This window comes from Serpentinimonas sp. SMBJO2 (genome assembly GCF_056341105.1).
Genome location: NZ_CP150628.1, coordinates 2,149,108 through 2,174,727, shown reverse-complemented (window position 1 = coordinate 2,174,727; position 25,620 = coordinate 2,149,108). Strand labels below are relative to the sequence as shown.

20 protein-coding genes are annotated in these 25,620 nt (G+C 68.5%); 12 read left to right on the top strand and 8 right to left on the bottom strand.

From position 1 onward, the window contains the following. Positions 1 to 3: 3 nt before the first annotated feature. From AAAZ40_RS10080 to dapD, 7 genes are all read right to left on the bottom strand, one after another. Positions 4 to 1,962, bottom strand: a complete 1,959-nt coding sequence (locus tag AAAZ40_RS10080) for an ABC-F family ATP-binding cassette domain-containing protein (protein WP_476660241.1) — start codon at positions 1,960 to 1,962, stop codon at positions 4 to 6. Then, positions 1,959 to 2,900 (bottom strand): 50S ribosomal protein L3 N(5)-glutamine methyltransferase, encoded by a 942-nt coding sequence (gene prmB / locus AAAZ40_RS10075; protein ID WP_476660240.1) that lies wholly within the window; start codon positions 2,898 to 2,900, stop codon positions 1,959 to 1,961. The genes AAAZ40_RS10080 and prmB overlap by 4 nt, the downstream gene beginning before the upstream one ends. Further along, complete coding sequence (locus tag AAAZ40_RS10070; RefSeq protein WP_476660239.1) at positions 2,885 to 6,007, bottom strand: bifunctional diguanylate cyclase/phosphodiesterase; 3,123 nt, start codon at positions 6,005 to 6,007, stop codon at positions 2,885 to 2,887. The genes prmB and AAAZ40_RS10070 overlap by 16 nt, the downstream gene beginning before the upstream one ends. Positions 6,008 to 6,051: 44 nt before the next feature. Then, complete coding sequence (locus AAAZ40_RS10065; protein WP_476660238.1) at positions 6,052 to 8,544, bottom strand: sensor domain-containing protein; 2,493 nt, start codon at positions 8,542 to 8,544, stop codon at positions 6,052 to 6,054. A gap of 244 nt (positions 8,545 to 8,788) precedes the next feature. Next, positions 8,789 to 10,000 carry a succinyl-diaminopimelate desuccinylase gene (dapE, locus tag AAAZ40_RS10060; RefSeq protein ID WP_476661727.1) on the bottom strand — a complete coding sequence of 404 codons (1,212 nt, stop codon included), beginning with the start codon at positions 9,998 to 10,000 and terminating at the stop codon, positions 8,789 to 8,791. Positions 10,001 to 10,145: 145 nt separating this feature from the next. Continuing rightward, positions 10,146 to 11,306 carry a PilT/PilU family type 4a pilus ATPase gene (locus AAAZ40_RS10055; protein ID WP_476660237.1) on the bottom strand — a complete coding sequence of 387 codons (1,161 nt, stop codon included), beginning with the start codon at positions 11,304 to 11,306 and terminating at the stop codon, positions 10,146 to 10,148. Between the two features lie 221 nt (positions 11,307 to 11,527). Continuing rightward, positions 11,528 to 12,361: a 2,3,4,5-tetrahydropyridine-2,6-dicarboxylate N-succinyltransferase gene (dapD, locus tag AAAZ40_RS10050; RefSeq protein WP_476660236.1), complete on the bottom strand. Its 834-nt coding sequence runs from the start codon at positions 12,359 to 12,361 to the stop codon at positions 11,528 to 11,530. Between the two features lie 186 nt (positions 12,362 to 12,547). Between dapD and smc the strand changes: the two genes are divergently transcribed. Further along, positions 12,548 to 16,105 carry a chromosome segregation protein SMC gene (gene smc / locus AAAZ40_RS10045; RefSeq protein ID WP_476660235.1) on the top strand — a complete coding sequence of 1,186 codons (3,558 nt, stop codon included), beginning with the start codon at positions 12,548 to 12,550 and terminating at the stop codon, positions 16,103 to 16,105. Continuing rightward, positions 16,102 to 17,172 (top strand): cell division protein FtsZ, encoded by a 1,071-nt coding sequence (locus AAAZ40_RS10040; protein WP_476660234.1) that lies wholly within the window; start codon positions 16,102 to 16,104, stop codon positions 17,170 to 17,172. Before smc ends, AAAZ40_RS10040 begins: the two co-directional genes overlap by 4 nt. Before the next feature lie 45 nt (positions 17,173 to 17,217). Here AAAZ40_RS10040 and AAAZ40_RS10035 read toward each other — a convergent pair whose 3' ends face one another. Then, positions 17,218 to 17,772, bottom strand: coding sequence for an NUDIX hydrolase (locus tag AAAZ40_RS10035; RefSeq protein ID WP_476660233.1), 555 nt, complete (start codon positions 17,770 to 17,772; stop codon positions 17,218 to 17,220). Between the two features lie 97 nt (positions 17,773 to 17,869). On the opposite strand from AAAZ40_RS10035, the gene AAAZ40_RS10030 reads away from it, so the two are divergent. From AAAZ40_RS10030 to AAAZ40_RS09985, 10 genes are all read left to right on the top strand, one after another. After that, positions 17,870 to 18,838, top strand: a complete 969-nt coding sequence (locus AAAZ40_RS10030; RefSeq protein ID WP_476660232.1) for a YcjF family protein — start codon at positions 17,870 to 17,872, stop codon at positions 18,836 to 18,838. 133 nt (positions 18,839 to 18,971) lie between these two features. Further along, the gene (locus tag AAAZ40_RS10025) at positions 18,972 to 19,280 is read left to right on the top strand and encodes a hypothetical protein (protein WP_476660231.1); all 309 of its coding nucleotides are present in this window, start codon (positions 18,972 to 18,974) and stop codon (positions 19,278 to 19,280) included. Next, complete coding sequence (locus AAAZ40_RS10020) at positions 19,271 to 19,939, top strand: tetratricopeptide repeat protein (RefSeq protein ID WP_476660230.1); 669 nt, start codon at positions 19,271 to 19,273, stop codon at positions 19,937 to 19,939. Before AAAZ40_RS10025 ends, AAAZ40_RS10020 begins: the two co-directional genes overlap by 10 nt. Beyond that, complete coding sequence (locus tag AAAZ40_RS10015; RefSeq protein ID WP_476660229.1) at positions 19,939 to 20,211, top strand: DUF4212 domain-containing protein; 273 nt, start codon at positions 19,939 to 19,941, stop codon at positions 20,209 to 20,211. Before AAAZ40_RS10020 ends, AAAZ40_RS10015 begins: the two co-directional genes overlap by 1 nt. Positions 20,212 to 20,213: 2 nt before the next feature. Beyond that, positions 20,214 to 22,292 carry a VC_2705 family sodium/solute symporter gene (locus tag AAAZ40_RS10010; RefSeq protein ID WP_476660228.1) on the top strand — a complete coding sequence of 693 codons (2,079 nt, stop codon included), beginning with the start codon at positions 20,214 to 20,216 and terminating at the stop codon, positions 22,290 to 22,292. An 83-nt stretch (positions 22,293 to 22,375) separates the two neighbouring features. Then, positions 22,376 to 22,738 (top strand): 30S ribosomal protein S6, encoded by a 363-nt coding sequence (rpsF, locus tag AAAZ40_RS10005; RefSeq protein WP_476660227.1) that lies wholly within the window; start codon positions 22,376 to 22,378, stop codon positions 22,736 to 22,738. A gap of 22 nt (positions 22,739 to 22,760) precedes the next feature. Beyond that, positions 22,761 to 23,093 (top strand): primosomal replication protein N, encoded by a 333-nt coding sequence (priB, locus tag AAAZ40_RS10000; protein ID WP_476660226.1) that lies wholly within the window; start codon positions 22,761 to 22,763, stop codon positions 23,091 to 23,093. 12 nt (positions 23,094 to 23,105) lie between these two features. Further along, positions 23,106 to 23,387 carry a 30S ribosomal protein S18 gene (gene rpsR / locus AAAZ40_RS09995; RefSeq protein WP_045535920.1) on the top strand — a complete coding sequence of 94 codons (282 nt, stop codon included), beginning with the start codon at positions 23,106 to 23,108 and terminating at the stop codon, positions 23,385 to 23,387. Positions 23,388 to 23,406: 19 nt separating this feature from the next. Next, positions 23,407 to 23,859, top strand: coding sequence for a 50S ribosomal protein L9 (gene rplI, locus AAAZ40_RS09990; protein WP_476660225.1), 453 nt, complete (start codon positions 23,407 to 23,409; stop codon positions 23,857 to 23,859). Positions 23,860 to 23,976: 117 nt separating this feature from the next. Next, a complete protein-coding gene (locus AAAZ40_RS09985) occupies positions 23,977 to 25,560 on the top strand; it encodes an FGGY-family carbohydrate kinase (RefSeq protein WP_476660224.1) in 1,584 nt (527 codons plus the stop codon). Positions 25,561 to 25,620: the final 60 nt, after the last annotated feature.

The following is a 25,620-nucleotide window of genomic DNA, read 5'->3' as shown; positions in this document are numbered from 1 at the left end:
CGATTATAAAAGCGCGCCCTGCTCCAGCGCCTCGATCTGCTGCGCGACCTCGAGCCACTGCTCCTCGGCGGCTTCAATGGCTTGCTCCACGGCGCCCAGGCGCTGGCTGGCGGCGGCGAGCGCGGGGGCGGGCTGGTCGGGGCGCTGCAGCTGCGCCTGCAGGGCCTGTTGCTCGGCTTGCAACTGGGCCAGTTGCTGCTCCAGTGCCTCGCGCTGTTTTTTGTGCGGCTGCAGGCGCGCGGAGCGCTGCTGGCGGCGCTGCGCCTCGAGGCGGCGCTGCTCGGCGTCGGAGCGGGCCGGTTTTTGCGCCGGCGCCGGTTTGGTCAAGGCCTCGCGGCGCAGCTTGGCCTGCTCGAGCAGGTGGCGCTGGTAGTCGTCGAGGTCGCCGGCGAAGGCTTCGATGCCGCCGTGGCTGACGAGCCAGAACTCGTCGCAGACGGCGCGCAGCAGGGCGCGGTCGTGGCTGACCAGCAGCACCGTGCCCTCAAAGCCGTTGAGCGCCAGCGCCAGCGCCTCGCGCGTGCTCAGGTCGAGGTGGTTGGTGGGTTCGTCGAGCAGCAGCAGGTTGGGCCGTTGCCAGACGATCAGGCACAGCACCAGGCGCGCCTTTTCGCCGCCGCTCAGGCTGCCCACGCGCTGCTGCGCCAGCTCGGCGCCAAACTGGAAACGCCCCAGAAAGTTGCGCAAATCCTGCTCGCGCGTGGCTTGGCCGGCGAGCGCGCCGGCGGCTTCGGTCTCGCGTGCCAGCCGCACCATGTGCATCAAGGCGGTGTCGTCGGCGCGCAGCAGGTCCATCTCTTGCTGCGCAAAGTAGCCGATGCGCAGCCCCTTGCCGTCGCTGCGCTGGCCGTCGAGCAGGTCGAGCGTGCGCGCCACGGTCTTGATGAAGGTCGATTTGCCCTGCCCGTTGGCCCCCAGGATGCCGATGCGCTGCCCAGCCATGACCGAGCGCGTGACGCCGCGCACGATGGCGCTCGCACTGCCGTCGGGGCGGCGGTAGCCAAAGCTGGCTGCGCGCAGGCTGAGCATGGGGTTGGGCAGGGTGCCGGCGTCGTCGAATTCGAAGTCGAACTCGGCTTCGGCCAGCACCGGGGCCAGTTTTTCCATGCGCTGCAAGGCCTTGACGCGGCTTTGCGCCTGCCGCGCCTTGCTCGCTTTGGCCTTGAAGCGGTCGATGAAGCGTTGCAGGTGCGCGATGCGCTCTTGCTGGCGCTCGAAGCTGCTTTGCTGCAGCGTGAGCTGCTCGGCGCGCATGAGCTCGAAACGGCTGTAATGGGCGCCATAGCGCTTGAGCTGGCCGGCCTCGAGGTGCAGCGTGACGCCGGTGACGGCATCGAGGAACTCGCGGTCGTGGCTGATGACCAGCAGCGTGCCGGCGTAGCGCTTGAGCGAGCTCTCGAGCCAGACGAGGGCGTCGAGGTCGAGGTGGTTGGTGGGTTCGTCGAGCAGCAGCAGGTCGCTGGGGCAGATGAGCGCCCGCGCCAGCTGCAGCCGCATGCGCCAGCCGCCCGAAAAGCTATTGACTGGGCGCTCGAGTTGTGGCACCTCGAAGCCCAGGCCCAGCAGCAGCGCCTGGGCGCGTGCGTGCGCGTCGTGGCTGCCGGCATCGAGACAGGCGCTGTGCGCTTCGGCCAGCGCCAGGCCGTCGCCGCTGGCCTCGGCGGCGGCGAGCGCGGCGCGGGCGGCGGCGAGCCGGGTGTCGCCGTCGATGACGAAGGCGGTCGCGTCCTGCTCGGTTTCGGGCATGTCCTGGGCCACGGCGGCGCTGCGCCAGTGGCGTGGCAGTTGCAGCTCGCCGCTGTCTTCGTGCAGCTGGCCCTGCAGCAGCGCAAACAGGCTCGATTTGCCGGCGCCGTTGCGCCCCACGAGGCCGATTTTTTCGCCCGGGTTGAGCACCGCGCTGGCGCCATCGAGCACCACCTTGGGGCCGCGGCGCAGCGTGATCTGTCGCAGGGTGATCATGGTGGGGGCCCGCCGCACGCGGCCGGGGTTGCGGCTTGCCAGCCGTCCAGCGCTTCGTGCGTGAGCAGCAGCACCGGCGTCAGCGGCCAGGCCGAGGTGCGCAGCCACTGCACGCACAGGCCAGGGAAGGCGCGCTCGAAGTGGGCGCGTTCGTGCCCAATCTCCAGCACCAGCACGCCCTCGGGCTCGAGGTGTTCCAGCGCGTGCGCGAGCAGGTGGCGCACGAAGTCCATGCCGTCGGCGCTGCCCAGGTGGCCGCCGTCGAGCGCCAGCGCCGGCTCGGCCCGGTATTCTGGTGGCAGCGCCTGCATGGCGGCGCGGCTGACATAGGGCGGGTTGCACAGAATCAGGTCGTAGCGGTCGGCGATGCCGCTCCAGCCGTCGCTTTGCAGCAGGCGCACGCGCTGCTGCAGGCCGTGGCGCTCCAGGTTGCGCTGCGCCAGTTGCAGCGCCGGCGCGCTGATGTCGCTGCCATCGAGCGTCACTTCGGGCCAGGCCAGCGCCGCCAGCACCGCCAGGCTGCCGTTGCCGGTGCACATATCGAGCACGCGCTGCGTGTGCACGCCCAGCCAGTCGTCGAGGCAGTCGGCCGCAGGGTGCGCCACCAGCAGCTCGGCGATGAAGCTGCGCGGCACGATGGCGCGCGCGTCGGCATCGAAAGCCATGCCGTGCAGCCAGGCCTCGCCAGTCAGGTAAGCCGCAGGCTGGCGCGTGGCAATGCGGCGCTCGATCAGCTCCCGCACGGCGGCGGCTTCGGTGTCGGATACCGGGCGCGCGCCTTCGGCCTCGAGGTCGGTGTCGAGCGGCAAGCCCAGGCGCCAGAGCAGCAGCCAGGCGGCTTCGTCGCGCGCGTTCTGGGTGCCGTGGCCGTAGCTCAGGGCTGCGCCCTGCAGGCGCGTGTGCGCCTGCTGCAGCAGGTCGTTCAGGGTGGTGGGCATACGCAAGACGTGGCGGCAGCGGCCCATGCCGCTGGCGGCCGCCATTGTGCCACCCAGTCGGGCACGCGCTCGGCCGCCATGGGTTTGGCAATGGCGTAGCCTTGGCCATAGGCGCAGCCCAGGCGCAGCAGCAGTTCGCCGTGCGCCTCGGTCTCGACGCCTTCGGCCACCACGCGCCGCTTGAGCGCCTGCGCCAGGCTGAACACGCCTTGCAGAATTGCCAGGTCCACCGGGTCGTCGAGCAGGCCGCGCACGAAGCTCTGGTCGATTTTCAATTCCTGCGTCGGCAGGTGCTTGAGGTAGGTGAGCGACGAATAGCCGGTGCCAAAGTCGTCGAGCGAGGTCAGCACGCCCAGCTCGTGGCACTGGTGCAGCAAGTCGGTGACGGTGGCCAAGTCGCCCAGGGCGCTGGTTTCCAGCACCTCGAGCGTGAGCGACTGCGGTGGCAATTGCGGGTGGCGTTGCAAGGCAGCGCGCAGTTTGGGCGTGAAGTCGGCTTGCGCGAGTTGCAGCGCGTCGACGTTGACGCTCACCTCCAGAGCCAAGCCTTGTTGGCGCCAAGCCGCCATTTGCGCCAGCGCGGCGTCGATCACCCAGTCGCCCAGCGCCACCATCAGCGGCTGCTGCTCCAGCGCGGGCAAAAAGGCGTAGGGTGCCAGCAGGCCGCGCTGCGGGTGTTGCCAGCGCACCAGCGCTTCGAGCCCAAGCACCGCGCCATTGCACAGGTTCACCTTGGGCTGGTAGTGCAGCACGAACTCGCCCTGGTGCAGCGCCAGCGCGATGGCTTCGAGTTCGGCGTGGCGGCTGCGCAGGTCGCGGTCGCCCTCGGCATCAAAGACGTGGTAGCGGTTCTTGCCGCTTTGCTTGGCCTGGAACATGGCCTGATCCGCCTGGCGCAGCAGTTGGTCGGCGTCCACGGCATCGGGCTGCGGGTAGAAGCTCACGCCCAGGCTGGCGCTCAGGGGCAGGGCGGGGTCGGTGGCGCAACTGCGCGCAGCCGCCAGCATGGCCTGCAAGATGGGCGTGGCGGCAGCGGCGTCGGGCAGGCCCGCGAGCACGGCCACGAACTCGTCGCCGCCCAGGCGCGAGAGCGTGTCGCCCACGCGCAGCACCTGCTGCAGGCGGTGTGCCAGTGCAATCAGCAGGCGGTCGCCAGCCTCGTTGCCGAGCGCGTCGTTGAGGGCCTTGAAGCCGTCCAGGTCGCAGTAGACCAGCGCCAGCCCTTGCTGCTGCTGGCGCGCCAGGGCCATGGCCTGGCTGAGCCGGTCGGCCAGCAGGTGGCGGTTCGGTAAGCCGGTGAGGGCGTCGTACTGGCTCAGGCGCTCGACCTGGCGCTGCTGCTCGCGCAGGGCGCTCAAGTCGGTGGCGATGCCGGTGTAGCCCTGCAACTGGCCGTCGGCACCGCGTACCGGGCTGATGGTGACCAGCGCCGGGTACACCTCGCCGCACTTGCGCCGGTTCCAGAGTTCGCCGCGCCACAGGCCTTGCTCGCGCAACGCCAGCCACATCTGGCGGTAAAAATCGGCATCGTGTCGGCCCGAGGCCCAGATGCGCGGGTTTTGCCCCAGCAGTTCGGCGCGCTCGTAGCCTGTGCTGCGACACAGCGCGGCGTTGACGTCGATGATGGTGCCGCGCGCGTCGGTGATCACGATGGCGTCGTTCGAGTGCTCGAACACGCTGGCGGCGCGGCGCAAGGCCTGCTCGGCCTGTCGGCGTTCGGTCACGTCTTGCGCCGTGCCGACCGACGCGACCACCTGCCCGCTGGCATCGCGCTCGTGTTGGCACTGCTCGTAGATGTAGCGCACGGCGCCGTCGCTAGGGCGCACGATGCGGTAACTGAATTGAAACTGGGTCTGGTCGCTCAGCAGCGATGCACTGTAAGCGCTGTCCACGCCCTGTCTGTCATCCGGGTGTACGATGGCCAGAAAGGCTTCAAGGGTGCCAGCGAAACCTTCCGGGGCTATGCCAAAAATCCGGCACAGCTCGGCGCTCCAGCGCAGCCGGTTCTTGCGCGGATCCAGATACCAGCAACCGATGTGCGCAATGCGTTCCAGGTCGGCCAACTGGCGCTCGCTGGCGCGCAGGCGCTCGGCATTGCGGCTGGCCCCGATCCAGAGCCCGACGCGGTCCAGCAGCGGCTGCAGGAAGTCGATCAAGGCATGGGCGTAGCCGCCGGGCCGGTTCCCCAGCCCCACCAGCCCGACCATTTCGCTGCCCTGGTAGAGCGGTATGCCCAGAAAAGCCGTCAATTCCGGGTGCCCAGGCGGCAGGCCGCCGCGGCGCGGGTCGTGCGCCGGGTCGTTGCTCAGCACCACCTGGCCGCTGGTGATGGCGGCACCAAACAAGGTATCGAGGCGGCGGAACTCGAAACCCTGCGCCGCCTCGCGCGCGTACAGGGCGCGGCTGGCATCGTCCCAGGCAATGTCGCTGATGGCGTAAATCTTGAGGTAGGGCGCGCCCTCGTCGTGCAGCACTTCGCCGATGAAGCCAAACGCGCTGTCGCTCAAGTGCAACAGGCGTTCCAGCAAGGAGGTAAAGCCCGAGCGCCGGTCGTTCGTGTTCAGCAGCGGCAGCGTCAGGTCGGCGGCTTCGGTCAACTGGCGGCGCAAGGCCAGCAGTTCGTTTTGCGCGCAGTCGGCCAAGTCGCGCAATGATTGTCGCTGCTGCGGGCTGAGCTGGCGTGGGCGCAAGTCCTTGATGCAGAACACGCCGACGCAGTAGCCGTCGTCGCTGAACAGCGGCGCGCCAGCGTAGAAGCGGATGCGGTTGAGCGCGCCCGTGACCAGCGGGTTGTGGGCAAAACGGGCGTCCAGCGTGGCGTCGGGCACTTCGAGGATTTCGCGCCCGAGTATGGCGTGGCCGCAAAAAGAGATGTCGCGCCCGGTTTCGCACTCAACCACGCCCAGGCGTGCCTTGAACCACTGGCGTTCGGCATCGACCAGCGACACCAGCGCAACGGGGACGTCGAACAACTGCTGCGCCAGCCGCGTCAGGCGGTTGAAACGCTCCTCGGCGGCAGAGTCGAGGATGCCGAGCGCACGCAAGGCCTGAAGCCGCTCGGCTTCGTCGGCAGGCAAGGGGGCGGGTACGGGGCAGCTAAGGTTCATGGGCCAATCTTTGCCCACGATGGTAGCAGAATGCTAACGGCGCTTCAGTTGGCCGCGCTCTGGCCTGGGGCGCTGGCCCAGGCCGCTGGGGCTTGCCATTGTGCCACCCAATCCCGCACCTGGCGCGCTGGCATGGGTTTGGCAATCGCGTAGCCTTGGCCGTGTTCGCAGCCCAGGCGCAGCAGCAGCTCGCCGTGCGCCAGCGTCTCCACGCCTTCGGCGATGGCCAGGCGGCCAAAGGCGGCGGCCAAGTCGAGCACGCTGCGCAAAATCGGCACATTGTCGGCGTTGTCTAGCAGGTCGCGCACAAAGCTCTGGTCGATCTTGATCGTCTGCACCGGCAGGTGCTTGAAGTGCGTCAGCGACGAGTAGCCGGTGCCAAAGTCGTCGAGCGAGGCCTGCACGCCCAGGTCCTGGCAGGCGCGCAGCAGCGCGCACACCTGGCGCAAATCGCCCAGGGCGCTGGTTTCAAGGATTTCGATCTCCAGGTCGGACGGCGGCACGCTGGGGTGGCGATCGAGCGCGGCTTGAAGGCGCGCCACAAAGTCGCTCTGCGCCAGTTGCAGCGCGTCCACGTTGACGCTCACCGGCAGGTGCAGGCCAGCGGCGCGCCAGCATTCGATTTGCGCCAGCGCCGCGTCGATGACCCAATGCCCGAGTTCGACCATCAGGCCCTGGCCTTCGAGCGCGGGCAAGAACACGCCCGGCGGCAGCAGACCGCGCTCCGGGTGCTGCCAGCGCACCAGCGCTTCCACGCCGAGCACGGCGCCGCTGCGCAAATGCACCTTGGGCTGGTAATGGAGCACGAACTCGCCCCGCTGCAGCGCCAGCTTGAGGCGCTCCAGCGTGAGGTTGCGCTGGCGCAGCGCCTGGTCTTGCTCGGCGTCAAACATCTGGGCCCGGTTCTTGCCACCTTGTTTGGCTTCGAACAGCGCCTGCTGCGCCTGGCGCAGCAACTGGTCGGCGTCCACCGCCAGCGCTTGCGGGTAGAAGGTAACGCCGTAGCTGGCCGTCAGCGCCACTTCAGTGCCCAGCTCGGACACACTGCAGCTGCATGCGTTGAGCAAGCGCTCCAGGGGCTGGCGCACGGCGGCGCGCTCGCTGAGAGAGCCTAGCACGAGCACGAACTCGTCGCCTCCCAGGCGCGCCAGCACATTGCCCGGGCGCAAAGTGGCCTTGAGGCGTTGGGCAAAAGCCATCAACAAGCGGTCCCCCATGACAGGTCCGTGTGCTTCGTTGACGGCTTTGAAGTCGTCCAGGTCCAGGCAGACCACGGCCAGGTTGGCACCCGTGCGCGTGCTGTCGGCCATGGCCGTTTCCAACAACTGATGCAGTTGCTGCCGGTTTGGTAGGCCGGTGAGGGCGTCGAACTGGGTCAGGCGCTCAAGTTGCTTTTTCTGCGCTTGTTCCAGGCTCATGTCGATGCCGTGCGAGCAGTAGTTCAAGACATTGCCCTGGCTGTCGCGCATCGTCTGAATCACCTTCCACTCGGGGTACATCTCACCGTTCTTGCGCCGGTTCCAGATTTCGCCGCTCCAACTGCCGTGCTCGTGCAATTGCTTCCAGAGGTGACGGTAAAAAACAGCGTCGTGCAAGCCTGAGGCCAGCAGGCCTGGGTCGCGCCCGCGCACTTCGTCCAGCGTGTATCCGGTCATGGCGCTGAAGGCGGGGTTGGCTTCCAGGATGCGGCCATCGGCGTCGGTAATGAGGATGGATTCGATCGAGGTATCGAAAACATTGGCTGCGAGCCTCAAGCGCTCCTCGGCTTGCCTTTGTTCGGTAATGTCCTGGATATTGCCCACCGACAGCAGCACCGTGCCGCTGGCGTCGCGCTCGTGCTCGCATTGTTCGCGTACCCACCGCACCGCGCCGGTGTCGGCGCGGACGATGCGGTGCACGAAGTCGTAGGCCGGGCCGCCTGGGGATAGGGAGGCTTGGTAGGCCGCCTCGAGCGCAGCGCGGTCGTCGGGGTGGACGAAGCTGAGAAAGGCCGGGTAACTGGCGCCAAAGCTGCGCGGCTCGGTGCCAAAGATGCGATAGACCTCGTCCGACCATTCCAGCTCAAAGCTGTGTAAGTCCAAGCGCCAGGAGCCGATGTGCGCGATCTGCTGCGAGCGCGCCAGCAGCGTTTCGCTGGCGCGCAGCGCCGCTTCGGCTTGCTTGCGCGCCTGGATGTCGATCCAGCCGCCGCACATGAGCAGGGGCGCAGCGTTCTGGTCGCGCTGCACCACCTGGCCGTAATCCTGAATCCAGAACCAATGCCCGGCCTGGTGGCGCAGGCGCAGCTCGCAGGTGTAACGCTGGCTTTCCCCGCGCAGGTGCGCATCGAGGGCGGACTGCGCACGCGGCAAATCGTCGGGGTGCACGCGGCTGCTCCAGCTTTGAAGCGAGCAAGGTTGCGGCTCCTGCGGGTTCAGCACCAGCAGGGCCGCCCAATGTTCATTGACGCGCAAGCGCCCGGACGGAATGTGCCACTCCCAGGTGGCCAAGTGGGCGGCCTGAATGAAGGCGTTCAAGCCCTGGTTGCTGATTTGCATTCCCTATCCCCTTCCCTCTAAGAAATGGGGGATATGCTGCAATCAGTGCCCGCAGCGTGGTTGTCGCTGGTTTCAAAGCTCGCAAATACATGCAGGTTGGGGTTCATGTTGCCAGTCTAGCACGGCTAGCAATTGGAAGGCGTAGGCCATGGGCAAACTCTCCCCATAATCGTAACAGAATGTCAGTTGCGGTTCATATTGTGCGGTGCAAGGCTCGCGCTGGCCCAAGGCGCATCGGGGGCGGTCAAGCGCCGGTGCCCGATCCGGCCTGCGCCAGCTCGGCCAGCACGCGGGCGTAAATTGCCGTCAGCGGCTCCAGCTCGGCCAGGGCGATGCACTCGTTGACCTGGTGGATGGTGGCATTCGGCGGCCCCAGCTCCACGACTTGCGGGCAGACCTGGGCGATGAAGCGCCCGTCGCTGGTGCCGCCGCTGGTGGAAAGCTCCGCCTCCAGCCCGGTGACGGCGTGCACGGCGCGGCGCAGCGCCTGCAGCAGCGTGCCCTCGGGGGTGAGGAAGGGCAGGCCGCTCAGGCTCCACGCCAGCGTGTAGTCGCGCTCGGGCTGCAGGCCGTGGCGCGCCAGCACTTGCTCGAAGCGCGCTTGCAGGTGCTCGGGCGTGCTTGCGGTGCCAAAGCGCCAGTTGAAGTCCAGCACCGCCGTGCCCGGTATCACGTTGCTGGCCCCGGTGCCGGCGTGCAGGTTGCTGCACTGCCAGGTGGTGGGCGGAAAGTGCGCGTTGCCTTCGTCCCATTGCGTGGCGGCCAGTTCGGCCAAGGCCGGCGCCAGCATGTGAATGGGGTTGCGTGCCCACTGCGGGTAGGCAATGTGGCCCTGCTTGCCGTGTACGCTCAAGCGGCCGCTCAGGCTGCCGCGGCGGCCGTTCTTGATTGTGTCGCCGGTGCGCGCCTGCGCCGTGGGTTCGCCGACGATGCACCAGTCCAGGCGCTGGCCGCGCCGCTGCAGCTCGCGGCAGACGACCACGGTGCCGTCGCGCGCCGGGCCTTCTTCGTCGCTGGTGAGCAAGAAGCCGATGTTGATCGGCGCTTGCGGCTGCGCGGCCAGAAAACGCTCGCACGCCACCACCATCGCCGCCAGCGAGGCCTTCATGTCGCTGGCGCCGCGGCCGTAGAGCCGGCCGTCGCGCACGCTGGGGGCAAAGGGCGGGCTGTGCCAGCGCTCCGGCGGCCCAGGCGGCACCACGTCGGTGTGGCCGGCAAAGACCAGCACCGGCGCGTCGCCCGCCACCTGGCGCAGCGCCCACAGGTTGTGCACGCGCGCATCGGGCGGGCCGCTGTCCAGGCGCTCGCAGGCAAAACCGAGCGCGGCCAGGCGCGTGCCGATCAGCTCCAGGCAACCGGCGTCGGCCGGGGTGACGGAGGCGCGCGCGATCAGCGCCTCGGCCAAGGCTAGTGTGGGGTGGGGCGTGGCCTGGGCGCTGGAATCAGGGGCGGGCAGGGGGCTGGAAGGCAAGGGGTTGACGCGGTTCAAGGCGGGGCTTTCGGGTGGCGATCGATCGGGCCGATATTTTCGCCCAGGCGCCAGAACGCGGTGCGGGGTGCGGGTTTGCGCAGGTTTCGTGCCCCGTGCCCGAGGCGTTGCACTAGCCGTCGAGCGTGAAGTCGGCAAACGAGGGGCCGCTGGGCGAGGGCGTTTGGGGCGAGGCGGCGGGCGGGTCGCTGGGGTTTGGCGTGCGCGATTGAATCGACTGGTTTTGCAGCCGCCACATCAGGTTGGTGGGCGAGTCGGCGTATGCCAAGCCTTCCTGGCGTTCGATTTTGCCGCTCAGGATCAGGCGCGCGATGTCGGATTCGAAGGTTTGCGATTCTTCGGCCATGGATTTTTCCAGTGCCTCGCGCACGCCAAAAAAATTGCCTTTTTCGATCATTTCACTCATCAGGCGCGAGTTGATCATCACTTCCACCGCCGGCACGCGGGTGCCATCGACCGTGCGCAGCAAGCGCTGCGACACGATCGCCTTGAGCGCCGAGGCCAGGTCGTTGAGCATGGTCGGGCGCACTTCGACCGGGAAGAAGTTGAGGATGCGGTTGAGCGCCTGGTAGCTGTTGTTGGCGTGCAGCGTGGCCAGCACCAGGTGCCCGGACTGCGCGTAGGCGATGGCCAGCGACATGGTGTCGCGGTCGCGGATTTCGCCGATCAGGATCACGTCCGGGGCCTGGCGCAGGGCGTTCTTGAGCGCGACGTAGAGCGAGGCGGTGTCGGTGCCGACTTCGCGCTGGTTGACGATCGATTGCTGGTTGCGAAACAGGTACTCGACCGGGTCTTCGATGGTCAGGATGTGGCCGCTGCTGTGGGCGTTGCGGTGGTCCAGCAGGGCGGCCAGGGTGGTGCTCTTGCCCGAGCCGGTGGCGCCGACCACCAGCATCAGGCCGCGCTTGGCCATGATCATTTTTGCCAGCACCGGCGGCAGCTGCAGCGACTCGAAGGCCGGGATTTCGCTGCTGATGAAGCGCACCACCATGGCGCAGTTGCCGCGCTGCTTCATGGCGCTGAGGCGAAAACGCCCAACCCCCACCAGCGGAATGGCGATGTTGAGCTCGCCGCTGGCGTGAAATTCACGCAGTTGCTCGGCACTCACCACTTCGGCCAGTAGCTGCAGCGGCCCATCGACCGGCAGCGGCTGCGGCGTGACCGGGGCGCAGACGCCGTTGACCTTCATCAGCACCGGCGAGGCCGCCGACAAATAGACGTCGGAGGCACGCTTTTCGCTCATCAGGCGCAGGATTTTTTCCATCGGGCCCATCGGTGTGCCTCCTGTTGTGTGTTCGTTGCCCTAGTGCAGTGTCTCGCAAATGGCTTGACAGGATGAAGCCGATGGATTCTTGCGCCAGGCAAGGCGCAAGCCCGCAGCCATATTGTGCATATGGCAAGGGCTTGCAACGCGGCATGGCGCAAGAAGACGCGGTTTCATGTCGAGGTATTTGCGAGACACTGCACTATGCCTGGAGCTGCGGCGCGCGCGCTTCAGTCGCGCAGCAGCTCGTTGATGCTGGTCTTGGAGCGCGTCTGCGCATCCACCTGCTTGACGATCACCGCCGCGTACAGGCTGTAGGGGGCGCCGTTGGCGGCGGTCTTGGGCAGGTTGCCGCTCACCACCACCGAGCCCGCCGGCACCCGGCCGTAGCTGACCTCGCCCGTGGCGCGGTTGAAGATCGGCGTGCTCTGGCCGATGTAGACGCCCATGCCGAGCACGGCGTTTTCTTCCACGATCACGCCCTCGACCACCTCGGAGCGCGCGCCGATGAAGCAGTTGTCCTCGATGATGGTCGGGTTGGCCTGCAGCGGCTCGAGCACGCCGCCGATGCCCACGCCACCCGAGAGGTGCACGTGCTTGCCGATCTGGGCGCACGAGCCCACCGTGGCCCAGGTGTCCACCATGCTGCCCTCATCGACGTAGGCGCCGATGTTGACGTAGCTGGGCATGAGCACGGCGCCGCGGGCGACGAAGCTGCCGCGCCGCGCCACCGCCGGCGGCACCACGCGCACGCCCGTGGCGGCCAGTTCCTGCGGGCTCAAGTTGGCGAATTTGGTCGGTACCTTGTCGTAAAAAGCCAGCTCGCCGGCGCGGATGATGGCGTTGTCGTTGAGCCTGAAGCTCAGCAGCACGGCTTTTTTGAGCCACTGGTGCACCGTCCACTGGCCCACACCCGAGCGGGTGGCGACGCGCAGCTGGCCGCTGTTGAGCTGCTCGAGCACCTGCTCGACGGCGTCTTGCACCTCGCGCGGGGCGTTGCTGGGGTTGAGCTGGGCGCGCTGTTCCCAGGCTTGGTCGATCAGGGTTTGCAAGGATGGGCTCATGGTCGGGCGGTGGGTTGCGAAAGCGGGGGCCGGGTTGGACGGTAGGGGCCGGATGCAAGCTCGCATTGTATGTTTGGCCCCGGTTCGGTGCGCGCGCCTTAAACTAGCGCCTCCCCTCTTTCATGGCCTGGCACTGCGGCGCAGGGCCGTGCAGGGCCGTATCGGGTATCCAGCGAAGCAGCGAGCGTGCGCCTACAGACCATCAAGTTGTCGGGCTTCAAGTCCTTTGCCGAAGCCACCACCTTTGGCCTGCCGGGCCAGCTGGTGGGGGTGGTCGGCCCCAATGGTTGCGGCAAATCCAACCTCATGGACGCCGTGCGCTGGGTGCTGGGCGAGAGCAAGGCCAGCGAGCTGCGCGGCGAGTCGATGCAGGACGTGATCTTCAACGGCAGCGCGCAGCGCAAGCCCGCCAGCCGCGCCAGCGTGGAACTGGTGTTTGACAACGCCAGCCAGCGCGTGCCCGGACCGTGGGGCCGTTATGCCGAGCTGTCGGTGCGCCGGGTGCTCACGCGCGATGGCACCAGCAGCTACCACATCAACCAGCAGCCGGTGCGCCGGCGCGACGTGCACGATCTGTTTTTGGGCACCGGGCTGGGGCCGCGCGCCTACGCCATCATCGGCCAAGGCACCATCGGCCGCATCATCGAGAGCCGCCCCGAAGACTTGCGCTTGTTTCTCGAGGAAGCGGGCGGGGTGTCCAAATACAAAGAGCGCCGCCGCGAGACCGCCGCGCGGCTGCTCGATGCGCGCACCCACCTGAGCCGGGTGCAAGACATTCTGACCGAGCTCGACCAGCAGCGCAGCAAGCTGGAGCAGCAGGCCGCGCTGGCGCAGCGCTACCGCGATCTGCAAAGCCGGGTGCAGCGCGGCCAGCAGCAACTGAGCTGGCTGAAGCATTGCCAGGCCGAGGCCGACGCGGCCCAGGCGCAGACCCAGGGGCAGCAGGTGCAGCTCGAGCTCGATGAGCACACGGCGGCCTTGCGCAAGCTGGAGGCCGAACTGGAGGCGGCGCGGCAGGCGCACTACGCCGCCGGCGAGGCGCTCAACCAGGCCCAAGGGGCGCTGTACGCCGCCGCCGCCGAGGTGGCGCGGCTCGAGACCGAGATCCGCCACGTGCGCGACCAGCGCCAGCGCTTGCAGCAGCGCCTGCAGCAGCTGCAGCAGCAGCGTGCGCAGTGGGACGAGCGCGCCCGCGCCGCCGCCGACGAGCGCGAGCACCTGGGTCAGCAACAGCAAGCCGCGGCCCTGCAGGCGGCGGCGCTGGCGGCGCAGTGCCAGCAGCAAGCCGCTGCGCTGCCCGCTGCCCAGGCCCAGCTGCAGGCAGCGCAGCAGGGGCTGCAGCGCTGTCGCCGTGTGCTGGCCGAGAGCCAGCAGGCGCTGGGCGTGCTGGGGGCGCAACAGCGCGCCCTCGAGCAGCAGCGCCAGCAGTGGCAGCAGCGGGCGCAGCGCCTGCACGGCCAAGCCCAGGCGCTGGCGGCGCAGGCCAGCGACGAGGCGCGGCTGGCGGGCTTGCAGGCCGAGTTTGAACGCGCGCAGCAGCGCCACGCCCAGGCGCAGGAGGCGGTGCAGCGGTTGCAGCTCGAGCAGGCCCAGTGCGAGCAGCGCCGCAGCCGGTGCCAGCAGCAGGCGCAGGTGCAGGCCCAGGCGCTGGCCCAGTGTCAAGCCCGGCACGACGCCTTGCAGGCCTTGCAGACCCGGCAGCAGCAGGCCGGCCAGCTGCCGCAATGGCTGGAGCGGCAAGGCTTGCAGGGGCGCGCGCCGCTGTGGCAGCGGGTGCAGCCGGCGGCCGGCTGGGCCACGGCGATCGAGGCCGCCTTGCGCGAGCGGCTGCAGGCGCTGGAGCTGCCCGAGCTGGAGGCCTGGGCCGAGGCGGCGCCACCGGGGGCGCTGGTGCTGTATGCGCTCGAGGAGCGCGCTGCAGACGCAGAGCAGGGCGCTGCGGGCCCGGGGCCGGGCGCGCCCCCTTTGCCGCCGCTGGTGCAGCACCTGCGCTGCCCCGAGCCGGCCTTGCAGGCCTTGCTGGCGCGCTGGCTAAGCCCTTGTTACGCCGCCGCCAGCCTGCCCGAGGCGCTGGCGGCGCGCGCCGCGCTGGGCCGCGCCGAGCTCATCTACACGCCGCAGGGGCACTGCGTGGGCGCGCAGCACCTCGGTTTTTATGCCGCGGCGCCCGAGCAGTCGGGCTGGCTGGTGCGCGCGCAGGAGATCGAGCAGCTGCAGCAGCAGTTGCTCGAGCTGCAAGGCCAGGCCGAGCAAGCGCGGCTGGCGCAGGCGCAGGCCGAAGCCGCGTGCGCCCAAGCCAGCGCGGCCTTGCAGCAAAGCCGCGCCGTGGCCCACGGCGCCCAGACGCAAGCCCATGCGCTGCAGGTCGAGCTGCTGCGCCTGAGCCAGCAAGCCGCGCACCGCCAGCAGCGCGCCGCCCAATTGGCGCAGGAGCAAGCCGAAGCCGCGCAGCACCTGCAGCAGCTGCAGGCGCAACAGCAGCAGCTGCAAGCGCAGCAGCAGCGGCTGCAAAGCGAGCTGCAAGCGCAGCAGCAGGCGCTGCAGCAGGCCGAGCGCGAGCAGGGGCAGGCCGAGCAGGCGCTGCAGCAGGCCAGCACCCAAGCGAGGGCGCTCGAGCGCCAGGCGCAAGAGGCCGACTTTGCCCAGCGCAGCCTGCAAGCGCGCGCCGACGAACTGCAGCGCAACCAGGCCGCCGGGCAGCAGCACAGCGCCGAACTGGCCGAGCAAATGCAGCAGATACTGGCCGAACTCGAGGCCCTGTGCGACACCGCCACCCAGGCGGCCCTGCAAGCGGCGCTGGCGCTCAAGCACGAGCGCGAGCAGGAGCTCGGGGCGCAGCGCAGCGCCCACGACCATTTGAGCGCCGAGCTGCGCGCCAGCGACGCGCGCCGCCTGCGGCTCGAGCACGCGCTCGAACCCTTGCGCACGCGCCTGGGCGAGCTGCAGTTGCGCCTGCAGGCGGCGCAGCTGGTGCAGCTGCAGCAGCGCCAGAGCCTCGAGGAGGCCGGCGTGGTCGAGCCGCAGCAGCTGCAGGCGCTGGCCCGCAGCGTGGCCGCCGAGGGCGCGCAGCTGGCCACCTTGCCGGCGCAGGTGCAGCGCGGCCAGCGCGAGCTCGAAGCCTTGGGCGACGTGAACCTGGCGGCGCTGCAGGAGCTGGCCGTGGCGCAGCAGCGCGGGCAGTTCCTGAGCGAACAAAGCCGCGATTTGCAGCAGGCCATCGCCACCCTCGAGGAGGCCATCCGCACCATCGACGGCCAGACCCGCGCCCTGCTGGGCCAGACCTTCGCGTCGGTGAATCAGCAATTTGGGCGTATATTCCCCGAATTGTTTGGCGGCGGGCAAGCGCGGCTGCAGTGGAGCGAGGGCGAAATCCTCGACGCCGGGGTGCAGGTGCTGGCGCAGCCGCCGGGCAAGCGCAACCAGACCATCCACCTGCTGTCGGGCGGCGAAAAGGCGCTGACCGCAATCGCCTTGGTGTTTGCCATTTTTCAACTCAACCCGGCGCCGTTTTGCTTGCTCGACGAGGTCGATGCCCCGCTGGACGACGCCAACACCGAACGTTTTGCCCAACTGGTGACTCGTATGAGCCTCGAGACCCAGTTTCTTTTCATCAGCCACAACAAAATCACCATGGAAATGGCGCACCAACTCGTCGGCGTCACGATGCAAGAGCAAGGCGTCTCGCGCATCGTGGCCGTGGATCTGCAATCGGCCCAGCATCTGCTGGCGGAGCCGCAGCCATGACGCCGCTGCAATGGGGGCTGCTGCTGCTCGGGCTGGCGCTGCTGCTGGCGCTGCTGCTCTACAACGTCTGGAGCACCCGGCGCCAGCGCCCGCGCCGCGCCCAAGGCGCCGCTGCGGCACCCGCTGTGCCGGGGGCCGAACCCGATGCGCGCCTCGACCCGGTGCTGGGCCAGCTTGCGCAGGCACAGCCCACGGCCGCCGCCAGCCTCGAGGGTGTGCCGGAGCTGCCCAAGGCGGTGCAGGCGCAGCAGGTGCTCGACCAGCGCATCGACGCCATCGCCTTGCTGCACAGCGACCAGCTGCTGTCGGGTGATGCCGTGCTGGCGGCACTGCCCACCAGCCGGCGCATCGACGGCAAGCCGTTCTATGTCGAGGCGCAAAACCTGCAGACGCAGCAGTGGGAGCTGCCGCGTGCGGGCGAGCGCTACCAGAGCTTGCGCGCCGGCATCCAGCTGGTGAATCGGGCCGGTGCGCTCAACGAGATCGGTTTTTCGCAATTCATCCAGCGCCTCGACGAGCTGGCCGACAGCCTGCAGCTGCGCCCCGAATACCCGGACATGATGCACGAGGTGGCGCGCGCGCGTGCGCTCGACCAGTTTGCGCTGGCCCACGATGCGCAGTTGTCGTTTTATGTGCGCGCCCAGCGTGCCGCCTGGAGCACGGGCTACCTGGCGCAGCACGCGGCGCGGGCCGGTTTTGTGGCCGGAGCGCTGCCGGGCCGCATGGTGCTGCCGGCGCAAGCCAGCGGCGCGGCGGCGGTGCTGGTGTTGCAGTACGAGACCCAGGCCGCCTTGGCCGACAACCCCGAGCAAGCGGTGCTCAACCAGTTTGGCGTCACGCTCGATGTGCCACACGTGGCACGCAGCGAGCGCCCTTATGTGCGGCTGCGCCAGACGGTGCAGCAGCTGGCACAGAGCATGGAAGGCGTGGTCTGCGACGGCGCCGGCACGCCGCTGCACAGCGACGCGATGGACCAGATCGGGGCCGAACTCGAGGCGCTGTGCGAGGCCCTGCAGGCGCGCGAACTGGCGCCCGGATCGGTGCTGGCGCGGCGTTTGTTTGCCTGAGCGCGGGGTTGGGCGCGCCTGGCGGCAGAGCCCTACGCCAGAGCCCTAGCTCAGCTCGCCGTTGTGCACCTCGAACTGGCCCCGGCGCCGGTCTTCGAAGTAGTGCTCCAGCGTCACCTTGACGGTGCGAAACGCCAGCTCGTCCCAGGGGATTTCATGCTCGTGGAACAGCCGCGCTTCCACGGTTTCGTAGCCGGGCGCAAAGCGGTCGCTCAGCAGCCGGGCGCGGTAGTACAGGTGCACCTGCCCGACGCGCACCACGCTGAGCACGGTGAACAGCCCCTGCAGCTCGATCTGTGCCCCGGCCTCTTCGACCGTTTCGCGCACCGCGCCGGCCGCCGTGCTCTCGCCCAGCTCCATGAAGCCGGCCGGCAGCGTCCACTTGCCGCGCCGCGGCTCGATGTTGCGCAGACACAAAAGCACCTGCTCGCCCTGGGCGCCCCAGACCGGCACCGTGCCGACGACGTTGAGCGGGTTTTCGTAGTGCACGGTGCCGCAGGCCGGGCAGATGGCGCGCACCCGGCTGTCGCCGTCGTCGGGCAGGCGGTGCTCCACGGCGCTGCCACAGTGGCGGCAATGGTTGATTTGTGAGCGCGTCATGGCTGCCAAGTGTAGTGCGAGCCGCGCCCGCAGGCCGGACCTGGGGCGGATTCAGGGCCGATAATCGCTGCACTTACAGCCGCATCTGGAGCCGCCCATGAACCCGCAACCCCAACGCGCCCTGCTCACCATTTTGGTGCAGGCCGCCATGGCCGATGGCCAAAAGGCCGACAGCGAACGCCAGTTCATCCGCGAGTTGGCGCAGCAGCTCGACGCCGACGCCGGTGGCGCGCACCTGGCGCTGGCGTTGCAGGACGCGCTGCTCAAGCGCGTCACGCTGGCGCAGGCGGTGGCGCAGCTCGAAGACGCCGAGCAGCGCCAGCTGGCTTATGAGTGGGCGCTGGCGGTGTGCGATGCCGACGGCGTGGCCAGCACGGCCGAGCAAGCCTTCTTGTCGCAACTGCGCGCCGAGCTGGGGCTGACGGGCGGCGCCGCAGCGCAGGAGCTCGAGCAACTGGAGCGGCAAACGCATTCGGTGGCCGCGGCCGCCTATGCCGATGAGGTGCTGCAAGCCGACGAGCGTGCGCCTGCCGCTGCCCCGGCCGCCAGCCCCCCGGAGCTGGACAGGATGATCCTGAATTACGCCATCCTCAACGGCGCGCTGGAGTTGCTGCCGCAGTCGTGGGCCACGGTGGCGATCATTCCGCTGCAGATCAAGATGGTCTATCGCATCGGCAAGGCGCATGGGGTGGCGCTGGATCAGGGGCACATCCGCGAATTCATCGCCGCCGCCGGGGTCGGGCTGGGCTCGCAGTACCTGGAGCAGTTTGGCCGCCGCCTGCTCGGCGGCTTGGTGGGCAAGGCGGCAGGGCGCATGGCGGGGGGCTTGGCCGGGCGCGCCACCGGGGTGGCGTTCTCGTTTGCCACCACCTATGCGCTGGGCCAGTTGGCCAAGCGCTACTACGCCGGCGGGCGCGTCATGTCCACCGACGTGCTGCGCCAGACCTTTCAGGGCTTGCTGGGGCCGGCCAAAAACCTGCAGCAACAGCACCTGCCCGAGATGCAAGCGCGGGCGCGCACCCTGAACGCAGGCGAGGTGCTGCGCTTGGTCAAGGGCGGCATTTGACCGGCCGCCTGAGCAGGGCCAGGCTTGGCGTCCCGGTCTGCAGCCGTGGGTGCGCACATCGCCCAGGGTCGGCCCCAGTTGCAGCGCCGCCAAGGCAATCAGCCCGCCATTCAGTCAGCCACAGTTGCGCCCCATGTTGCTGCTCGCCTCTGCCCTCAAACTGATCGCCGAGTTGGCCTTGCTGGCGCTGCTCGGGCGCTGGTTGCTGGCGGCGTGGTTGCGCCGTCTGGCGCCGCAGGCGCTCGAATCCAACCTGTTTCTGTGGCTGCTCGACACCCTGTGTCGTCCGTTCGTGACCGCAGCCGGGTGGCTGGCGCCGCGCTGGGTGCTGCGCGAGCACTGGCCGCTGTTGGCTTTTTGCCTGCTGCTGGGGCTGTGGCTGGCGGCCACTTGGCTCAAGCTCCAGGTCTGTCTGGAAGTGGGGATGGAGCAATGCCGCTGAAGGGCGCACAGCCTGCGGGCCCTTGGTGGCAGGGGCTGGGGCCGGCCCTGGCCGGGGTGGCCACGTTGCTGGGCGGGCAGCGCCTGGGTGCGTGGGTGTGGTGGCGCATCTGGCGCCAGCGCCGGCACGACGCCGCCGCGCTGGCCGCGCTGGCCTACAGCCGCGCCCGCAGCGGCCAGCCCAAGGCGGCGCTGCGCTGGCAGCGGCGTTGCCTGCTCCAGCGGCCCCTGTGTGCCCAAGCCCATTTCAACCATGGCTTCTTGCTCGAGCAGGTGCGGCAAGACGAGGCGGCGCGGCAGGCGTTCGAGCGCGCCACCGAGCTGGCGCCGCAGCTCGATCTGGCTTGGTTTGGCCTGGCGCGCTGCCTCGAGCGCCTGGGGCAGCTCGAAGCGGCCGTGCAGGCCTATCAGCGCAACGCTGCGCTGCAGCCGTGGAGCCCGCATGCCCACGCGGCCATGGCGCGGCTGCAGCAGCGGCTGGGGCGGCCCGAACAGGCGCAGGCCCTGATCGCGCACCTGCGCGGCTTCGAACCCCGGGTGGCGGCCGCCTTGCAGCGCGAATTGCAGGGGGCCGCGCAGGCCCGAGCGCAGCCCAGCGGACAGCCAGCGCCCGCCGTGGCGCCGCACCCAGGCGCACGTGCCACGCAGGAGGGGGTCTGATGCGCGACCGGCCCCTGTACTGGCGCCGCATCCAGCGGCTCACGCTGCTGCTGCTGCTGCTCTGGCTGGGCGTGACCTTCGGGGCCAGTTTTTACGCGCGCGAGTTGGATTTCCATTTTTTTGGTTGGCCCTTTGGCTTTTGGGTCGCGGCGCAAGGCGCGATCGTGGTCTATGGCCTGTTGATCGCGCTTTACGCCTGGGCCACCAACCGGCTCGATGAGCGGCATGGGGTCAGCGAGCCGCCCGACCGCATCGAACCCCGGCGGCACTGACCGTGGCACCCAAACCCGCCCCCGTGCGCCGCTTCGAGCGCCAGCTGCACAAGGTTTTTCTGCTCTACACCGCGGCTTTTTTGCTGTTCGTGTTGTGTTTGGCACTGCTCGAGCAGATGGGGCTGCCGCGTCACTGGATCGGGATGAGCTTTTTGCTCGGCAACATCGTGGTCTATGCGGCCATCGGCATCATGAGCCGCACCGTCGATCCGGTCGAGTATTACGTGGCCGGGCGGCGCGTGCCGGCCATGTACAACGGCATGGCCACCAGCGCCGACTGGATGTCGGCGGCCTCGTTCATCGGCCTGGCCGGCACCCTGTACATGCACGGCTACAGCGGGCTGGCGTTCGTGCTGGGCTGGACCGGCGGCTACTGCCTGGTGGCCTTTTTCATGGCGCCCTATCTGCGCCGCTTCGGGCAGTTCACCATCCCCGATTTCCTGGCCGAGCGCTACGGCGGCCACTTGCCGCGCCTGCTGGGCATTGCTGCCGCCATTTTGTGCTCTTTTGTCTATATCGTGGCGCAAATCTACGGTGTCGGGCTGATCACGGCGCGCCTGACCGGGGTTGCCTTCGAGGTCGGCGTGTTCCTGGGGCTGGGCGGGATCCTGGTCTGTTCTTTTCTGGGCGGCATGCGCGCCGTCACCTGGACCCAGGTGGCGCAGTACATCGTGCTGATCATCGCCTACATGGTGCCGGTGGTGTGGCTGTCGGTGCAGCAGACCGGCTCGCCGCTGCCGCAGCTGGTCTATGGGCAGCAGCTGCAGCAAATCAGCGAGCGCGAGCAAGAGCTGATGCGCGACCCGGCCGAGCTGCAAGTGCGGGCCATCTACCAGCAGCGCGCCTTGTTGCTGCAAGAGCGGCTGCAAGACCCGCAAGCGGCGCTCGAGCGCCTGCGCGTGCTGGCCCGTGAACGCGTGCAGGTGCTGCGCGCGGCCAATGCATCGCCTTCGGTCATCGCCCAGGCCGAGCAGGATCTGGCGGCGCTGCCGCGAGACCCGCACAGCGCGCGCCTGCTGTGGGAGCAGCAGCTTGCCGAGGCGCAGCAAAAATCGCTGCCGCTGGGCGGCATGTTGCCGCACGCGCAGGCTTTTGCCGGCGACCCGCACGGCAGCCCGGCCGAGCAGCAGGCCTTTCACGAATCGCGGCTCAATTTTCTGGCGCTGGTGTTTTGCCTCGTGGTCGGCACCGCCGCCTTGCCGCACATCCTGATGCGCTACTACACCGTGCCCGACGCCCGGGCGGCGCGCCAATCGGTGGCCTGGTCGCTGCTGTTCATCGGGCTGCTCTACCTGAGCGCGCCGGCGCTGGCGGTGATGGTCAAGTTTGAGGTCTTTCACGTGCTGGTCGGCACCCCCTTCGACCGGCTGCCCGACTGGGTGGCGGAATGGAGCCGCATCGATGCCGAGCTGCTGCGCGTGAGCGACGTGAACCTCGACGGCCTGCTGCAGCTCAACGAAATCAGCATTGGCTCCGACATCATCGTGCTGGCTGCGCCCGAGATCGCCGGCCTGCCCTACGTGATCGCGGCGCTGGTGGCCGCTGGCGGACTGGCGGCGGCGCTGTCCACCGCCGACGGGCTGCTGCTGACCATGGCCAACGCGCTCAGCCACGACCTGTACTACAAGATGATCGACCCGCACGCCGCCACCGCGCGCCGGGTCACGGTGTCCAAGGTGGTGCTGCTGGTGGTGGCGCTGGCGGCGGCCTACGTGGCGGCGCAAAAACCGGCCGACATCCTGTTCATGGTGTCGGCGGCGTTTTCGATTGCCGGTGCCGCGTTTTTCCCGGCGCTGGTGCTGGGCATCTTCTGGAAGCGCACCACCGGCAGCGCGGCCGTGCTCGGCATGCTCAGCGGTCTGGGCATCACGCTGTACTACATGATCACCACCCAGCCGTGGCTGCGCTCGGTCTTTGGCGTCGATGCGCCAGTGGTCTTGTGGTGGGGGATCGAGCCGATTTCGGCCGGGGTGTTTGGGGTGCCGGTGGGCTTTGCGGTCATGGTCGCCGTGAGTCTGGTCACCAGGCGGCCGCCGCAGCGCGTGCAAGACCTTGTGGAGCAGGTGCGAAGCGGGTTATAATCCCGCGCTTACCTTGCCGCACCCTAGACTGACGCTTCGGGGCGGCTTCATCCTGGCAACAGGAAAACCCACAAGGAGTGTCTATGCGTCATTTTGAAATCGTCATGCTGATCCACCCGGATCAGAGTGAGCAAGTGCCGGCCATGCTGGAGCGCTACAAGGGCATGATCGCCGCTGGCGGCGGGGTGATCCACCGCATCGAAGACTGGGGCCGGCGCCAGATGGCCTACCAGATCAACAAGTTGTCCAAGGTGCATTATCTGTGCCTGAACATCGAGGCCAGCCAAGCCGTGATGGCCGAACTGGACCACGCGTTTCGCTTCAACGACGCCGTGTTGCGCCACCTCGTGGTGCAGCGCAAGCAGGCCGACACCGGCCCGTCGCCCATGATGCGCTCGGTCGAGCGCGAAGAGGCACGCAAGTCCAGCCAGCAAGAAGCGGCCTGACCGGCGGCGCCAGCATCCGCCCGTGGCCAACCCGCCGACCGAAGCCCCACAGCCCCCTGCCTGCCCGCACAACCGCCTGCACCTCACAGCCACCTTGGTCGGCGCCCAGCCGCTGCGCTACACGCCGGCAGCGGTTCCGGTCCTCGATGTGCTGCTCGAGCACCAGTCGGTGCAGACCGAGTCGGGGCAGCAGCGTCAGGTGGCGCTGCAGTTGAAGGCGGTGGGCTTTGGGCTCATGGCCGAGGCGCTGGCCAGGCTGCCGCTGGGGACGCCGCTCGACGCCCACGGCTTCATGGCCCACGCCCGCAACGGCAAGGGCTTTGTGCTGCACATTCAAGAATTCAAGCTCATTTAAGGAAGCCATACCATGCCTGCTCCGAAACGTTTCAATAAAGACAAGCGCCCCAAGCGCAACACCCAGTCGCTGTTGTTCAAGCGCAAGAAGTTCTGCCGCTTCACCGTCGCCGGTGTGGTCGAGGTGGACTACAAGGACGTGGACGTGCTGCGCGACTTCATTGCCGAAAACGGCAAGATCATTCCGGCCCGCCTCACCGGCACCCGCGCCATTTACCAGCGTCAGGTGACCACGGCGATCAAGCGCGCGCGCTTTCTTGCCCTGCTGCCGTACTCCGACCAGCACCGCGTCTAATCGCCAAGAGTTCCAAATCATGCAAATCATCCTGCTCGACAAAGTCATCAACCTCGGCAACCTGGGCGATGTGGTCAAGGTCAAAGACGGGTACGCCCGCAACTTTCTCATCCCCACCGGCCGCGCCCGCCGCGCCACCCAGGCCGCTGTGGCCGAGTTCCAGGCGCGCCGCGTCGAGCTCGAAAAAGCCGCCGAGGCCAAACTCGCTGCCGCCCAAGAGCTGGCAGCCAAGCTGGGCGGTGTGGGCCTGAAGCTGTCGCAAAAAGCCGGTGTCGATGGCCGCCTGTTTGGCTCCGTCACCCACCACGACATCTCCGACGAGCTCAACCGCCAGGGCTTCGCCGTGCACAAGGCCCAAGTGCGCATGCCCAACGGCCTGCTCAAGAACGTGGGCGACTACACGGTGCAGGTGGCCTTGCACACCGACGTGGTGGTCGATGTCAACGTCAGCGTGCTGGGCGAGACCGCTTGAGGCCGATCGGCACGGCCACGGCGTGATACAAACCGGCTGCGGCCGGTTTTTTTGTACCCGAGGCGCAGCGGCTTGCCATGCGCCACGGTGCGTTGGCCGCCGTTTGTGCCTCGACCCTTGCCTCGTCTGCCCGCTTTGGAACACCTGCTCGCCATCGACAACGGCACGCAAAGCGTGCGTGCCCTGCTCTTTGATCTGCAGGGCCGCTTGGTTGCCAAGGCGCAAGAACCCTTGCCGGCCGGGTTTTCGGCGCAGCCGGGCTGGGCAGAATATCCGGTCGACGATTATTGGCGCGCGCTGTGCAGCGCCTGCCAGCGGCTGTGGCTGCACTGCCCGGTGCCCAAAGACTCGATCAAGGGGGTGGCGGTCACCACCCAGCGCGGCACCGTCATCAACCTCGATCGGCACGGCCAGCCGCTGCGCGCCGCCATGCTCTGGCTGGACCAGCGCCGCACCGAGCAGGTGCCCAGCCTGAGCTGGTGGTGGCGCGCCGGTTTTGGCTTGCTCGGGGTCAACGACACCATCGATTATTTTCTGGGCCAGGCCGAGGCCAACTGGATCGCCGCCCACGAACCCGAGGTCTGGCAGCGCACGCACAAGTATCTGCTGCTCTCGGGCTACCTGAACTACCGCCTGTGTGGCGATTTCGTCGACTCCAGCGGCTCCCAGGTCGGCTATCTGCCCTTTGACTACAGGCGCCAGCGCTGGGCTGGGGCGCTGGACTGGAAGTGGCAGGCGCTGGCCCCGATCCGCCAGCGCATGCTGCCCAGGCTGCTGCCGCCGGGCGCGGTGCTGGGGTCGATCAGCGCCGCCGCCGCACACGACACCGGCATCCCGGTCGGCCTGCCGCTGCTGGCCGCCGCCGCCGACAAGGCCTGCGAGGTGCTCGGCGCCGGCTGTCTGGAGCCAGACATCGGCTGCCTGTCGTATGGCACCACCGCCACCATCAACGCCACCAGCCGGCGCTACGTCGAGGTCACTGCGTTCATCCCCCCGTACCCGGCGGCCTTGCCCGGCTACTACAGCACCGAGGTGCAGATCTTCCGCGGCTACTGGATGGTGAACTGGTTCAAGGAAGAGTTCGGCTTGGCCGAGCAGTTGCGCGCCGCTGAGCAGGGGGTGTTGCCCGAGGCTTTGTTTGACCAGCTGGTGGAGGCGGTGCCCCCCGGCTCCATGGGGCTGCTGCTGCAGCCCTACTGGTCGCCGGGCCTCAAGCACCCAGGGCCCGAAGCCAAGGGCGCCGTGATCGGTTTTGGCGACGTGCACAACCGCGCCCATTTTTACCGCGCCATCCTGGAGGGCCTGGCCTATGCCTTACGCCAGGGCAAGGAGCGCATCGAGCAGCGCAGCGGCGTGCCGATCACGGCCCTGCGGGTCGCGGGCGGGGGCTCGCAGAGCGACGCCGCCATGCAGCTCACCGCCGACGTGTTTGGGCTGCAGACCGCGCGCCCGCACGTCTATGAGGCCTCGGGCCTGGGCGCAGCGATCGACGCCGCCGTGGGCCTGGGGCTGCACCGCGATTTCCCCACGGCCGTGGCCAGCATGACGCGCCTTGGCCGCACCTTCGAGCCCAACGCCCAAAACCGGCAGATCTACGACGAACTCTACGCCAGCGTGTACTGCCAGATGTACGAACGCCTGCTGCCGCTGTACCGCGAGATACAGCGCATCACCCGGCCGAAGCCGGCGGGGCGGGGGTGAGCTGGTTGGGCGGCGCTGGGGCAGGGGCTGGTGGCGCGGTCGATGCACCGCAGGGCGCGT